We start from the raw sequence: 15,441 nt of genomic DNA, 5'->3' as shown, positions 1-15,441 counted from the left end.
CCATGGCGATCAGCGATGCCCTCTACGTGGTCGAGGACTGGATCAGCGAGCACTACTTCACCGCGGATGACGCGTCGAAGACCTTCACCGCCCGCACCAAGGCACTGCTCCAGGAATGGCGCACCACCGGCGAGGAGGACCCGACCTGGCAGAGCCCCCGGGACCGCTTCACCGCCGCCCGCACGGGCCTGGTGAGCCGCCTGCTGGATCTCCAGGCCGACACCGCCGCACTCCCGGAGACGGCGAGCTCGAGCGAGCGTCGCGAGCTGCTGGGGGAGCGGTCCCTCCGACTGGCCGACGAGCTCCGCACGATCCTCGGCTACACCGAGCAGACCGATTCCGACGGCAACGCGGCTCCCGGCCGCTGGGACGTGACCACCACCGGACCCCTGCGTCGCTACGCGACACGGGGTGTCGACGAGGCCCCGTTCGCGATGCTCGACGCGCTCGCGGCCGACGACGTCCAGGATGTCCTCGCCAAGCAGGCCGGCTACCTCCCCACCGACGTCGTTCTCCACGAGGGCACCGAGGACGAGCAGCGTCTCACCACCGTCCCCCAGGTCCTCTCCGCCCTCGCCATCGAGAAGGACGCTCCCGAGTTCCTCCTCGTCCTCGCCGGCCGCTTCGCCGTCCTCACCTCCTCGCGCCTATGGCCGCAGGGCCGTTACCTCGTCGCCGACCTCCAGACCATCGCCGAGCGCAATGACCAGAAGCGCGGCGGCGAGGTCGAGCGCATGCTCGCCGCCCTCAGCGCCGACTCCCTCGCCCCGGATGCGAACTCCCAGATCTGGTGGACCGACACGGTCCAGGAGTCGATCGACAACGCGGTGGGAGTCTCGGAGGACCTCCGCGACGGCGTCCGCGAGAGCATCGAGATCATCGCCAACGAGGTGATCCGCCGCCGCGACGCCCAGGGACTCGCGCCCCTGCCGCAGGACCAGGCGCAGCCGCTCGCCCTGCAGTCGCTGCGCTACCTCTACCGGATCCTGTTCCTGCTGTACGCGGAGGCGAGCCCCGAACTGGGCGTGCTCCCGGTCGGTGCCCCGGAGTACCAGGCCGGTTACTCCTTGGACCGCCTCCGTGATCTCACCCAGCGCGAGGTCCCTCTCGATGCGGCCGACGGCACGTACCTGTACCGCTCCCTCCAGGTCCTCTTCGACCTCATCAACACCGGCCACCGCCCCGAGGACGTGCAGGCGGACGGTCCTGCCGAGCACGGCGGCGGCGCCCTCGTCTTCGAGAACCTCGACGCGGACCTGTTCCGCGCCGACCGCACCGCCCTCATTGACGAGGTCAAGCTCGGCAACAAGGCACTCCAGGCCGTGCTCGAGAACCTCCTGCTCTCCCGGGTGCAGAAGGGCAAGAGCCGCGGCTTCATCAGCTACGTCGCCCTCGGCATCAACCAGCTCGGCGCGGTCTACGAGTCCCTCATGAGCTACACCGGTTCCTTCGCCGACCAGGACCTCGTCGAGGTCGCCAAGGGCGGGGACCCGAAGGACGGCTCCTGGGTGGTCCCGGAGGACGTCATCGACGACTCCATGACCCAGCACCTCGTCATGGTCGAGGACGAGACGGGCAAGAAGGTGCCACGCACCTACCGCCACGGCGAGTTCGTGTTCCGTCTCTCCGGCCGCGCCCGCCAGCAGTCCGCGAGCTACTACTCCCCGGAGGTCATCACCTCCTTCACCGTCGCCCAGGGCCTCGCCGAGCTGCTCGACCCCGTCATCACCGACGAGACCGACCTGCCCGAGGGTACTGTGGTGTTCGACGACGAGGACTTCGACCACCAGCCGATCCGTCGCAGGCGCACCACCGCTGCGGAGATCCTGAACATGTCGATCTGCGAGCCAGCCCTGGGCTCCGGGGCGTTCGCGATCGAGGCGGTGCGCCAGCTCGCCGCCGAGTACCTCACCCGCCGTCAGGACGAGCTCGATCAGCGCATCGACCCCGAGCGGTACGCGGAGGAGCTGCAGCGGGTGAAGGCCTATATCGCCCTGCACAACGTGTACGGCGTGGACCTGAATCCCACCGCCGTGGAGCTCGCCGAGGTGTCCCTGTGGCTGGACACGATGGCACCGGGGCTGAAGGCACCGTGGTTCGGTCTGCGGCTGCGCGCCGGTAATTCGCTCATCGGTGCGCGGCACGCCGTGTACCGCGCGGACACACTCAAGAAGTCCAAGCTCAAGGCCGTCGTGGAGACCGCGCCGGAGACCCTGCCGGTCACCACCGTGCACGACCCCGTCGGGGCCGACGGCACGCGAGCGAGCATGGCTGGGCGGATCGCCCACTTCCTGCTGCCGGGGGAGGGGTGGCTCGCCGCCGCGCAGGATGCGGAGATCAAGAAGCTCGCCCCTGACGCCGCGAAGGACCTCCGCGACCACGCTAAGGACTGGGCCGGGAAGCTCACGCCGCCGCAGCTCGCGCAGCTGCAGACCCTCTCCCAGCGCGTCGAGGAACTGTGGGGCCTGGCCCTGCGCCGCATCCGCGCCGCGGAGGAGCAGTCCCGCCGCGCGATCCCCGTGTGGGGCGCGGAGACCAGCGAGGGCGGCGCAGTCACGAGGACGCAGATCGAGGACACCCTCGCGGATGCGAACTGTGCCTACCAGCGGCTGCGCCTGGTGATGGACGCCTGGTGCGCCCTGTGGTTCTGGCCTGTGCTCCCCGACGACGAGATCGCCCCGCCGAGGTTCCCGCAGTGGCTGGCGACGGTGCAGAAAATCCTCGGGACGTCCTTCGAGGTCGTGAAGCACACGAAGAACGCCAAGGGACCCGGCGAAGGCCAGCTCGCGCTCGGCAGCGCGGAGGTATGGGAACAGCTCGATGCTGTCGAAATGATGTTCCCCTTGGGCAATGCCGCGAACACCGAGCGGCTCATCGCCGACACCCCGTGGCTGAAGCGCTGCACCGAGATCGCTGCCGAACAGCGCTTCTTCCACTGGGAGCTCGACTTCGCAGCGGCGTTCGACCGTAGGGGTTTCGACCTGCAGGTCGGGAACCCGCCGTGGGTGCGGCCGACGTTGGACCTCCCGGGACTGCTGGGAGAGTTCAACCCGTGGTGGGTGCTCAGCAACAAGCCGTCGAACGCAGAGAAGAAGCACCGGCGGGAACTGACTCTCGGTCATGAGGGTGCGGCGGAGGCGCTGCTGTCGGGGACTCGCGATGTCGCTGCGACGGCGGAGTTCGTCGGCTCTGCGGCGATGTATCCGGACATGACTGGGACCCAGCCGGACCTATACCGGAACTTCATGGCGCAGACGTGGGCGCACTCGTCAGCGACCGGCATCGTCACGCTCGTGCACCCGCCGACGCATCTCACCGATGCACGCGGGTACGCCCTGCGTCTGGCGACCTACCGGCGCATGCGCCGTCACTGGCGGCTCCTAAACAAACTCCGTCTCTTCCACGAGATTAAGGACGAGATTTGGTATTCAGTGAACGTCTATGGAGCGCCACGTGACGTTGACTTTCTGAGCGCGGTCGGGATCTTTCACCCGACGGTTGTGGAGGCATCGTTCCGCCACGACGGTACCGGCCCTGAGCCTGGTTTCAAGAACGCCGAAGGGAGCTGGGACCTCACGCCTCACCGCGCCCGTATTCAGCGTAATCGGCGGGATCAGCTCGAGCTGTGGCACTCTCTCATGGAGTCGGGCAACTCTGAAGTGGCGGTGGAGTCGAGTCGCATGCTTTCGAGCGTCAATCACGCCGCGGCGACGGCGCTCGAGATCCTTTCGAGGACCACAAAGGTCGGCTCGCTCGCCCCGCGATTCAGCAGTGGATGGCACGAGACTGGTGACCGTGCCAAGGGCCGCTTCGAGTCCCGCTGGGGAGTGCCGGAATCGTGGGAGGAAGTGATACTGCAGGGGGCTTCTTTTCACGTCTCAAATCCATTGTTCGCGCAGTTGAACAGCACCATGAAGAATTTCCAAGATTACTCCGTGACCGACCTCGAGGCGTTGTTGCCCTCGGCGATCCCCGCGACCGAGTACAAGCCCCTCTATTGTGAGACGAAGGCCGCGGGCGGTGAGCTCGTCTCCAACACGTCCATCTACGACAAGGCCTACGGCACCTGGTCCTACACCAACACCCGTGATGGCGAGACGGTCACGGATGTGACGCCGGTTCGTACCTTCTACAGGGTGATGTGGCGGGCTATGGCTGCTGGCAACGGGGAGAGAACTCTCGTTCCCGCTATCTTCCCGCCGGGTGCGGCGGCCGTCCACTCGGTGAACTCCTACGGCCTTCCCGGATGTGCGAAAACATCGCTGGTTGGGCTCGTTGCTTCGATGGGGTCATTGCTTGCCGATTTTGTGATACGCAGTTCCGTCGGCTCGGGCATATCTCCAACTGCGGTAGAACGGCTACCGGTCGTTCCGAGCGACCACTGGCTAGCCCCGGCCGCGCATTTGCGCACCCTCCGCCTCAACTCCCTCACCACTGCCTACGCCGATCTCTGGCGTGACACCTTCGACTCCTCCTTCACCGCCGATGCCTGGACCGGTGGCCTCGACCGTCCGAACCGGCCCGCCCTCGGGGACGTCGGCCCGGAGTGGTCGATGGCGTCGCCGCTGCGGATCGATGAGGACCGCAGGCAGGCGCTGGTGGAGATCGACGCGATCATGGCGATCGTCACCGGGATCTCGATCGATGACCTGGTGACGATCTACCGCACCCAGTTCGGGGTGCTGAACGACTACGACCGCGGCGAGGGGAAGAAGGCGTACATCTTCGACGCGAACGGCCGGCAGATCCCGAGCGCCGTCCGCACCGCCTGGAACAAGGCGGGCCGACCCGAGACGGGCTTGCCGCTCGAGGACCGTACCGCCGTGCATCCCAGCGCCACCGGCACCGGCCGCACCATCGTGTACGAGCAGCCGTTCCGGATCCTCGATCGGGAAGCGGACATGCGCCAGGCCTACGCCGAGTTCACCCGGCGGATGGAGGAGAACGGATCATGACGGAGCTGCTGCCCACCCGGCAGGCCGCGGATCTGCGCCGCGCGGTCATCGACTACGTGACCACGGCGATCTCGCTCGCCGATCCGTCGGTCGCAAGCGCACTCGATGCCTTCCTCACCGATGAGGACTCGGGGATCTTCCTCGGCCCCTACCTGCGCACGCGTCTGCCCTTCGCGGGGGGCAGCGACGTCGCCGCGGCACGGGAGCTGGTGCCGAGCCTGCCGGAGTGGTTCGAGCCCTACGCCCACCAGGCCGCCGCCTTCTCCCGCCTCACCACCAGCCCGCAGGCACCGGGGGAGCAGGACGAGGCCGGGTTCCGGCTCCCACAGCCCACGATCGTCACCACCGGCACCGGCTCCGGCAAGACCGAGTCCTTCCTCTACCCCGTGCTCGACCACGCCGCCCGTGCGCGGAAGGCCGGGATCGGCGGGATCAAGGCACTCATCCTCTACCCCATGAACGCGCTCGCGAACGACCAGGCCGGCCGCCTCGCGAAACTCCTCACAGACACCCCCGCCTACCAGGGCCTCAGCGCCGCGCTCTACACCGGCGAGGCCTCCCACGACCCCTCCACCGTCGTCACCGCGGACTCGCTCATCACCGACCGCGAGATGATCCGCGGCTCCGCCCCGGACGTGCTGCTGACGAACTACAAGATGCTCGACCAGCTGCTGCTGCGCCGCGCCGACCGGCCCCTGTGGGAGGCCTCCGCCGCGTCGCTGCGCTACCTGGTGCTCGATGAGTTCCATACCTACGACGGCGCGCAGGGCACGGACGTGGGCATGCTGCTGCGTCGCCTGCGCCTGGTGCTCGACCAAATCGTGCCCGGCCGCGTGCACCTCACCCCCGTCGCCACCTCCGCCACCCTCGGCGACGGCGCGGATGCGTCGACCGCCATGCTCGACTTCGCACGTACAGTCTTCGGCACCGACATCGGCGAAAATGCCGTGATCACCGAGACCCGCTTCGACCTCGACGAGTTCGTGCGGCCCTCGCGCGAAGCAGTCGTTGCAGCAGAGACGGGTGCGGCGGGGGAGGGAACTGCACTTCGAGCGCAGCGACTTCCTTCGGCGTCTTCCATGGCCTTTGCCGTCGGACCCCACCTCGAACCAGGCCATCCAGTCGACGCCGACCAGCTCACTGTCGACGTGCTCGATGTGCTGTGGTCCGCCGATGATGCGACCGCGAGTACCGTGGCCGCGCAGCACGGCATCTCCACCCGGGACCTCCTGCTCGCCCACCCGCTCGTCGCGGATCTTTTGCGCAGCACCGCTCGTGCGACGGAGCTGCGCGACCTGGCCTCGACGGTCTTCCCCTGGATCTCCGATTCATCTGTCGCCCAGGACTTCACGACAGCTCTCCTCGCGGTGCTCTCCCACGAACGCGCCCGGAAGGAGGCACCGCGCAACTCTTTCCCGAATCTCGAAGCCCACCTCTGGCTGCGCGAGATCACCCGCGTGGACCGCATTGTCAGCACCGCCCCGACTTTCACCTGGTCCGACGCTCTCGCCGAGGACGATGACCGCGCCCTGCCCGCCATCTACTGCCGGCACTGCGGACGCTCCGGCTGGGGCGTCACTACCCGTGCCGTCGGCGACGACCTCGACCTGCGCCCCGACCGCATCCGCAAGGACTCCGCGGAGAAGACCGGACGCTTCCGCGCACTCATCCTCGACGTCACCACCACCGATGAGGACCCTGACGCCACCACTCCTGAGACCTCCCGCCGCCGCTATCTGAGACTCGCCAGCGAATCCCTCGACCGCCTCGGCCCCGTGGAGGGAGACCCGGACTCCGACGTGTTCCGCGTGCTCGTGCACGCCGGCCTCGACGCGGACAAGCACGCCAACGACCAGACCTGCCCGGCCTGCGGCGAGAAGGACGGGATCCGCTTCCTCGGCACACGCCTGGCGACCCTGCTCTCCGTCGCGCTCACCAGTCTCTTCGGCACGCCCGGCCTCGACCTGCAGGAGAAGAAGGCACTCGTCTTCACCGACTCCGTGCAGGACGCCGCCCACCGCGCGGGCTTCGTCGAAGCACGCTCCTACAGCCTCACCATGCGCTCGGTCATCCAGCACGCACTCACCACCGAGCCTGCACCGATCACCACTCTCGTCGAGCGGATGCTCGCCTCCGCCACCACGGACGAGCAGCGCTACCGGCTCCTCCACCCCACGATCACGGACTCCGACCGGCTCACCGCCTTCTGGCACCAGGACCCTGAGCGCCGCCGCGGCCACCGCACCCGCGACATGCAACGAGCCACCGCGCGCGTCGCCAAGCGACTCACCTTCGACGTCGGCCTCGAACTGGGACTCACCGGACAGGTGGGTCGCACCCTGCTGCTCACCGGCTCGGCGCTCGCCCACGTGCGCGCCACCGACACGGAGCTCGATCAGGCCGCGGAACGCGCGCTCGGCACGAGCACACTGCAGCTCGACGGGGACGACGTCGCCGTGCGCCGACGCTGGGTGCGCGGCATCCTCGAGCGCTTGCGCACCCACGGCGCCATCGCCCACGACTGGCTGACGTCCTTCCGCCGCGACGGCGGACCGGTGTACCGCCTCTGGGGAGGACGCCCCGAGCAGGACCTCATGCCCGCGTTCCCCACCGGCCGTGCCCTGCCGCAGCTTCCGAGCATCGGCCGACAGGGCGCTCGCAGCGAGTTCGAGGACGCGACCTCCCGTTCCGGCTGGTACGCGGACTGGAGCGCTCGCGTGCTGGCCCGCGACCGCGGCACCACCTCCACGTTCCTCCGCCCGCTCCTCGACGCCCTCACCGACCAGGGAGTCCTCGACGTCGAGGAGGCCACCAGCGGCGGGCTGCGCAGCTACGCCCTCGTCCCGGACCGCATCGAAGCGTGCCTGCCCGCCGGCACCGCGGAGGACGGCACTCCCGTGCTGATCTGCGACGAATGCCGCGAGACGGTGACCGGCACCAGCACCGTGCTCGCCCAGCTGCAGGACGGACCCTGCCTGCGCCACCGCTGCCTCGGCACGCTCCGGACCCGTGAGCTGCGCGCCACCTACTACCGCAGCCTCTACCAGGGCGACATGCGACGCGTCGTCGCCCGCGAACACACTTCCCTGCTCACCACCGAGGACCGCCTGCGCTACGAGACGTCCTTCAAGAACAGCGAGCAGGCACCCGGCACGCCCAACGTCCTCGTCGCCACCCCCACCCTTGAGATGGGCATCGACATCGGCGACCTCTCGACTGTGCTGCTCGCCTCCGTCCCGAAGACCGTCGCCAGCTACCTCCAGCGCGTGGGACGCGCTGGCCGACAGACCGGCAACGCCCTGGACGTCACCTTCGTCGCCGGCCGTGGGCGCGCAGCTGGCCTCTACTACGACCCCCTCGACCTGTTGAACGGCACCGTTCGCGCACCGGGTGCGTACCTCTCGGCGCAGGAGATCCTCCGACGACAGCTTCTCGCGTCCGTCCTCGACACCCTCGCCGGCGACGATCGTGTCCAGCCTCCTGCTCGCACCACACCCGTGCTGGCGTCCGCAGCGCCGGGCACCTTCCTGGGGCATGTCATCGAGGAGATGACCCAGAACGGGGAGGTGCATGTGGACCGATTCCTCGCGCGCTTCACCACAGGCACTCATTCCTGGGATGGACTCACCGATCAGGCCCGTGAGGATCTGCGGGCCTGGGCACTGCCGCAGGACGATGGTGGTCAGAGCCAGCTCATCGCATCCCTCCACACCGCTGTCGCACGCTGGACGGCGAGCCGGGAGGAGCTGCGCCGCCGACGCGCGAGGATCCAGACCAACCTCGAGCACCTCGAGAACCAGCCGTTGACCGATGAGCGCGCCGAGGCCATGGCAGCGCTTCGCGCCGAGGATCTCCTCATCTCCGCCGAGCAGGACGAGATCGGTGCCGAGCCCACCCTCACCGCCGAGGAGCAGGAGAAGGAACGCCGACGCCTGCGCGGCCGCGCCGGTCAGCTCAGCGCCGAGGTGTCCGCCCTCGACAGCGCCCACTGGATCGGCGTGATGGAGCGCTACGGCCTCCTGCCCAACTTCACCCTGGTCGACGACGCGGTCGCGCTCGAAGCCACCGTGATCTGGCAGGACGAGGACGGCACCTGGAAGCACGACCCCGTGAGCTACACCCGCTCCGGTGCCGCCGCCCTCACCGAGCTCGCGCCTGGCGCCCACTTCTACGCCCACGGCCGCGAGCTCGTGGTCGACGCTGTGGACATCGGCATCGACGGTGCTGCCCTGAAGCCCACCGCGTTCTGCCCGCGCTGCGGCCTCGCCCACCCCTTCGAGAAGAGCCAGCCACCCCAGTCCTGCCCGAACTGCCACAGCGCCGAGATCGCCGACGCCGGCCAGCACCGCGACGTCATCGACCTCACCCGCGTCTACTCGACCATGAGTCGCAGCCGGACCCGCATCGGCGACTCCCGGGACGACCGCGAGAAGGTGCAGTTCGAACAGGCACTCTCCGTCTCCTTCCACGACGCCAAGCAGGTCCAGAGCTGGAACGTGGTCGGCACCGGATTCGGGATGCGCTTGGACCGTGACACTACCCTGACCCGGTTGAACCTCGGCCGCCCCCACCAGGTCGCCGAGAAGATCCGCATCTCCGGGGAGGAGCGCACCGCGCCCGGATTCCTGCTCTGCGCCCACTGCGGCCATCACGACTCCGACACCGCCGGGAACAAGCCCCAGGACCACCAGGCATGGTGCGACCTCCGCTACGCACGCGAGGGCGACAACCGCGCCGCACTCCTCTCGCGCACCTTGAAGACCGAGACCGTCCTCATCACGCTCCCGCCCGAGATCCTCGACGACGCCGCCGGCGACCTGCTCGTGAATCTCGTCGCCGCCCTGCGACTCGGCATCCAGATGCGCTTCGGCGGCAGCATCGGCAACCTCGACGTCGACCTCATCGCCCACCCCAACGAGGCCGGTCACACAGCGGTGCTGCTCTCCGACACCATCGTGGGCGGCACCGGCTACCTCTTCGAGCTCGCCTCCGCGCGCTCCGTCTGGGACGTGCTCCTCGCCGGACTCCGAGCACTCGAGACCTGCCCCTGCCAGGACGAGGGACTCGCCGCATGCCACCGGTGCCTGCTGCCCTACGTCCGGCCCGACGCCTACGAGAGCATGCGCCGCACCACGGCGATCGAAGCGCTCCACGTGCTGCTCGGGGCCGAGGACCCGCAGCCTGGTGCGATGCAGTGGACCGTCGAGGAGCGCGAGGTCGAGCTCGGCGCGGTCTCCGAGTCCTCCCTCGAGCGGCGCTTCCGCAACGCGTACATCCACGCGATGCGCAGCATCGACGGTGCCGACGTCACCACGCGCGGCTCCTCGATCAGCGTCCGCTACGACGAGCGCACCTTCACCCTCGAGAGCCAGGTCGACATCGCAGGCTCGCGCCCCGACTTCGTCCTCACCTGGCCCGGCAGCGACGTGAAGGGCGTCGCCATCTTCACCGACGGCCGCGAGTTCCACGCCACCGCCGCGAAGAACCGCGTCGCCGACGACGCCATCAAGCGGATGCGCCTGCGACGAGCCGGGTACCTGACGCTCTCGATCACGGAAGCGGACCTCACGGAGGACGCCGCGCGGCGTGAGGACCTCGACAGCGACCGTGCACAGGGCGCCTTGCCGGCCTTCGTCGACCCCGTCACCGTCCGCCAATGGGCCGACGCGGGAGCGCAGTACCGTACGCTCGAACCGCTGCTGCGCGCCACCCCCTTCGGTCTCCTCACCGAGATCGTCACCCGTGGCAAGGTCGACCGCCTGAACACGCTGGCCGCGGCCCTCCCCGTCCTGATGGTGAAGGGCGGCGACCAGTCCTCGCTCACCACACTCGGGGAGGTCTCGGCGGAGCGCATCGGCACAGAACTCCTCTCCGGGACGCGACCTGCCCCCTTCTCCGACCCGACACGACTCGCTGTCGCGAAGGCCCGGGACGAGGTCGCTGCCGTGGGACAGCCCGGCCCGCTGCGCTTCAGCCTCACCCTCGTCCTCGACGACCGCGACGAGGCGCTGCGCCGCGGGAGCTCCGCGGACTCCTGGCGCACTTGGCTCCAGCTCGCCAACCTCGCCCAGGGCGACCCCTTCGGTGACACGCTGCGCCTGACCACGGTGAGCCTGGTCGAGGCCGGCATCGACGTGACCTCCGACGGCGCCGCTGCACCGCGGATCCCGTCGGCCGAAGAACCCACCGCGCAGCCCACCCGCGAGCAGACGGAAGCCCCCACGACCCCGACGCCGACGCCGCTGCCCGCGGACGTCGTGGCTGTTCCCGAGCTGGACGACGCCGAGGCCGGGCATCTCTCGCCGGAGTGGCAGGACGCCCTCGATGAGGCGGCGGACGAGATCGAGCGCCGCCTCATCACCCTCGTCTCCCGTTACGACATCGAACCGCCGATCATCGGCGACGAGTACGGCGAGGGGACCCCGCTCGAGATCGCCTGGCCGGACCGCAAGGTCGGCGTCACCGCCGAGGAGCTCTCGCCCCGCGAGCGCACCGCACTCGAACAGCAGGGCTGGGCGATCGTCGGACCCGACCCCGAAAATGTCCTTGCAGCACTGGAGCTGACCGGACGAGGAGACCAATGAGCGACGGCATCATCGCCATCTCGGACACCTTCCTGCCCACCCTCACGACGGTGCCCAGGGACGTGGCGGGGCAGGTCACGTCCACTCTCGACACCCTGCGCACGACTCCCGAGTCGCCCGGCCTCCACGTCGAGCCGATCCAGAACGCCAAGGACGACCGGATCCGCTCCGTCCGCGTGAACCGCCAGTACCGGGTGCTCGTATTCCGCCTGAACTCGTCCGGGCAGAACGTGTGGCTCGTCGAGGGCATCTACGACCACGACGACGCCTACCGCAAGGCGCGCACGCTCTACCTGCGCATGAACCCGATCTCCGGCACCACCGAGATCCGGTCCGACGAGGACGCCGTGAAGACCGGCGGTGGCTACAGCGAGGAGGAGGTGCGCTCCCGCGCCGCAGCACTCGCCGAGAAGCTCGCGGCGGAGCGCATGCTCGCGCAGCAGCAGAGCGGCCTCGAGGCTGAGGAGGAGGCGTCGGACGCCGCATCGCCGGGGGAGGGCGAAGAGGCAGCTGTCGAGGAGGTGGCGCCGTCAGTTCCCGTGCCCTCGGGCCCGTTCCTCGAGTACACCGCGCAGCAGCTGATCGAGGACCTCGGCCTCGACCCCGACCTCGCGGAGGAGGCGGCTCAGGCGACGGGGGAGGAGCTCGACGCCCTCACGAGCCGCACGAAGGGCTGGCAGGGCACCGCCCTGCTCGACCTCGCCACCGGCTCGACCCTGGAGGAGGTGCGTGCGTCGTACTTCACGGGTGTGATCGGCGGCAGCGAGGTCGGCACCCCGTCGGGCACCGAGGATGTCCTCGAATCGCTGAGCGCCGAGAAGTCGCAGGCGAGCTACCACCTCATCGAGGACGACAAGGCGCTCGCCGAGGTCCTCGCCTCCGGCAGCTTCGCCCAGTGGCGCATCTTCCTCCACCCCGAGCAGAAGACCTACGTCGACGTGAACACCCGTGGCCCGTACCGGGTCACCGGCGGTGCCGGCACCGGGAAGACCGTGGTCCTCGTGCACCGCGCCGTACGGCTCGCGAGGAAGTCCGTGGAGGCCGGTCACCCGGCGCGGATCGTGCTCACCACCTACACCCGCACCCTCGCCGAATCGCTCGACCAGCAGGTCCGCACCCTCGCCCCGGACATCGCGCGTCCCGACGCGCTCGGCAAACCCGGCATCCACGTCACCGGCGTGGACCGGATCGCCTACGGCGTGATCACCGGCGCTCAGGACCTCGCCCCGATGGCGAGCGTGCTCGGATGGACGGCGCGGGGACCGAAGTTCACCCGCCACGCCCGCGAATGGGACATCGCGATCGACACCGCGGCCGCAGCCGGGAACGTCCGTGACCGCAGCCAGCCGCACGTCACCGCAGCGTTCCTTATAGACGAGTACCGGGAGGTGGTCCTCCCGCACCGCGTTCTTACCGAGGGGGAGTACCTGCGCGTGACCCGGAGCGGACGCGGCACCAGGCTCGGCCGCGCCCAGCGGCGCGAGGTGTGGGCCGCGATCGCCGCCTACCGCGAGAACGGCAAGCGCGACGCCGCCCTCGATTGGGACGAGACCTCCGCCGTGGCCGCCGCGATCCTCGACGCGCGCGCCGAGGCGACGGGGGAGCGGGTCGCCGACCACGTGCTGGTCGACGAGGGCCAGGACCTCCGCCCCACCCAGTGGCAGATGCTCCGAGCGCTGGTCGCCGAGGGCGAGGACGACATGTTCATCGCCGAGGACTCCCACCAGCGCATCTACTCCAACCCTGTGAAGCTCGGCCGCTACGGTATCGCCATCCGCGGCCGGTCACGCCGCCTGAAGCTCAACTACCGCACCACCGCGCAGAACCTGGCTTTCGCCGTGTCGATCCTGCGCGGCGGCGCCTTCGACATCGCCGCCATGGAGGACGACGACCCGGCCGACGAGGTCGTCCACGGCGGGGAACGCGGCACCTTCCGCTCCGCCCGCAGCGGACCCGAGGTGACGTTCCTGCCCGCCACCGACCTGGCCGACGAGATCGAGAAGGTCGCCTCACTGCTGCGCGACTGGCTCGATGAGGTCGTCAAGGAGGGCGGGGACCCGTCGACCATCGGCGTGCTCACGCGGTTCAACAAGACCCGCGACACCCTGGTGCGCGCGCTCGACGACCGCGGTCTCCGCGTGGTGTCGGTGGACCGCAACACCACCTACCGCGGCGGGGCGCCGCTGGTGATGTCGTTCCACCGGGCCAAGGGCATGGAGTTCACGCACGTGGTCCTGTTTGGCGTGGACGACTCGTCGTCCATCGATCCCTCGCGGGGTGCGTATGACGACCAGACCCGTGAGGCGGCGGAGCTGCAAGAGCGGTCGCTGCTGTACGTGGGGGCGACGCGGGCGCGGGATAAGTTGGCGGTGGCGTGGCGTGGTCGGGAGAGTGCTCTTTGGTGCCGATAGAACCGGAAGGATTCGAAAGGGCTCCGGTGTGTCGTTTGTGGATCGGTTGCCGCGGGCCTGGTGCGGCGGATTGTAGTTTTGTCGAGTCAGCTAACTTACGGAGACGGGCGTCTTGAACGGAATTGCGGCACTAGATTACGGCCATTACTACAAGTTCACCTCGTCCCTAGGGATAGGCCTCATGCTGGCGGCGTTCCTGATGCCATGGGGATTCGCTCAGGTTGATGCCGTATTGCGTATCACGGAGGGTGACCTTCAGAGCTACACGCCGGTGGCGCGCGAAGCGCTTCTCGAACGGCAAGAGATAATATCATCCCTTCAGGGTTCGGGTATTCCCATTTTGGTGATAGTAATGTTTTTTTCGGGCTTAGCTCTATTGCTTCAGGGGGCGTCGCAGTGGCGTGATCGCCAGCTAGTGGCCAACGAAACTGAGAATGTCGTCCTCGAGAAGCAGAGGGCGGAAATCTTAAATGCGCCGTCTGAGAAGATGGAGGAGAAGAGGGCAAGGGAAGCCGAGGAGTTCATGGAACTGGCCGGCAAACCTGATCGTGTGCCCGAAAAGCTGGCGGGCGAGATTGGCGACAAGCGTGCCCCGGGGGATGCGACCATGCGCCCCCCGGGTAGTCTGGTCGAGGATGCGAATGGCAAGACTCTCGGAGATACAAATGGTAAGCCGGAATTGGGAGCGCGTGAATTGCGCCATCAGCAAGTTCGACAGAAGGTCGTGGAGCTCGAGGGCTGGCTGTATCGCATCCTTGTCGAAGCCTACGGGGGTGACTTCAATGTAACTCCCGGGGCCGCCGTCAGGAATGTAGAGTCGGGTAGGACAGTTATCGTGGATGCAATTATTAGCCCCGTCAGGGACGACTCGTACGGGCAGGTAGCATTTGACGTAAGGCTCTCACGCGTCAAGATGTTTTCGAAGAGGATGCGTGATTCCATGGTGCGGCTGGCCTCAGTTGCGGTCTGGCTGAAGGGTGGGTTCTCGTATCCCGCCAGCCCCGATGGGCAGAAGAGGGCGGAATGTAAGGCGATACAGGTGGTGGCACTACAGGATTATTCGGACATGTCGGACCGGGATGTTCGCGGTCTCGAGTTAATGGCAGGTGACCTGCGCGAGAGTTTTCGTGAGCCAGTTGGAATTCTTGTGGTCGATAGTGATCGTCTGGGCTCCATTGGGGTCGAAGACTTCCGAGATGCAGTTCTTAGGATTTGGACAGGAGAAGGTTTCGTTCAGTTTGTCCAGCCGCTGGCGTGATAGGGGTGCAGGGGTTTGGGGTGGACTCGAGTCGGTGAGGGTTAGGTTGGGAGTCGCCCGGAGTCGCCCGAGCGTGAGAATGGCACTGGGGGACGATTCGTTATTCGCTTTGGATGTCAATGGGATTCGACCATGCCCCCTCTCTATATTGCCTTTCGCTTTGAACTTTGCGGCCGACAGGATCCGCGTGAACTTGATCCATCCCGGCTCCATCGAGACCGGCCCACCCGCGC

Annotated in this window: 4 protein-coding genes; all 4 read left to right on the top strand. The window is 68.1% G+C overall.

The window, feature by feature from the left end:
• The first annotated feature begins 2 nt into the window (after positions 1–2).
• The 4 genes from HNR70_RS11800 (at position 3) to HNR70_RS11785 (ending at position 15,208) form a co-directional block, all read left to right on the top strand.
• Positions 3–4,955 carry a restriction endonuclease gene (locus HNR70_RS11800; protein ID WP_184325833.1) on the top strand — a complete coding sequence of 1,651 codons (4,953 nt, stop codon included), beginning with the start codon at positions 3–5 and terminating at the stop codon, positions 4,953–4,955.
• Positions 4,952–11,539, top strand: a complete 6,588-nt coding sequence (locus HNR70_RS11795; RefSeq protein WP_184325832.1) for a DEAD/DEAH box helicase — start codon at positions 4,952–4,954, stop codon at positions 11,537–11,539. Before HNR70_RS11800 ends, HNR70_RS11795 begins: the two co-directional genes overlap by 4 nt.
• Complete coding sequence (locus tag HNR70_RS11790; RefSeq protein ID WP_184325831.1) at positions 11,536–13,950, top strand: UvrD-helicase domain-containing protein; 2,415 nt, start codon at positions 11,536–11,538, stop codon at positions 13,948–13,950. Before HNR70_RS11795 ends, HNR70_RS11790 begins: the two co-directional genes overlap by 4 nt.
• A gap of 181 nt (positions 13,951–14,131) precedes the next feature.
• Positions 14,132–15,208, top strand: coding sequence for a hypothetical protein (locus HNR70_RS11785; RefSeq protein WP_184325830.1), 1,077 nt, complete (start codon positions 14,132–14,134; stop codon positions 15,206–15,208).
• Positions 15,209–15,441: the final 233 nt, after the last annotated feature.

Source organism: Brachybacterium aquaticum (genome assembly GCF_014204755.1).
GTDB classification, from domain to species: Bacteria; Actinomycetota; Actinomycetes; order Actinomycetales; family Dermabacteraceae; genus Brachybacterium; species Brachybacterium aquaticum.
Note: the sequence above shows the minus strand (reverse complement) of the source record. Positions and strands in the feature narration are given on the sequence as shown.

Excerpts from the sequence above, each read along its gene's own strand:
- HNR70_RS11785 (WP_184325830.1), top strand. The coding sequence starts at position 14,132 with ATGCTGGCGGCGTTCCTGATGCCATGGGGATTCGCTCAGGTTGATGCC.
- HNR70_RS11800 (WP_184325833.1), top strand. The coding sequence starts at position 3 with ATGGCGATCAGCGATGCCCTCTACGTGGTCGAGGACTGGATCAGCGAG.
- HNR70_RS11790 (WP_184325831.1), top strand. The coding sequence starts at position 11,536 with ATGAGCGACGGCATCATCGCCATCTCGGACACCTTCCTGCCCACCCTC.
- HNR70_RS11795 (WP_184325832.1), top strand. The coding sequence starts at position 4,952 with ATGACGGAGCTGCTGCCCACCCGGCAGGCCGCGGATCTGCGCCGCGCG.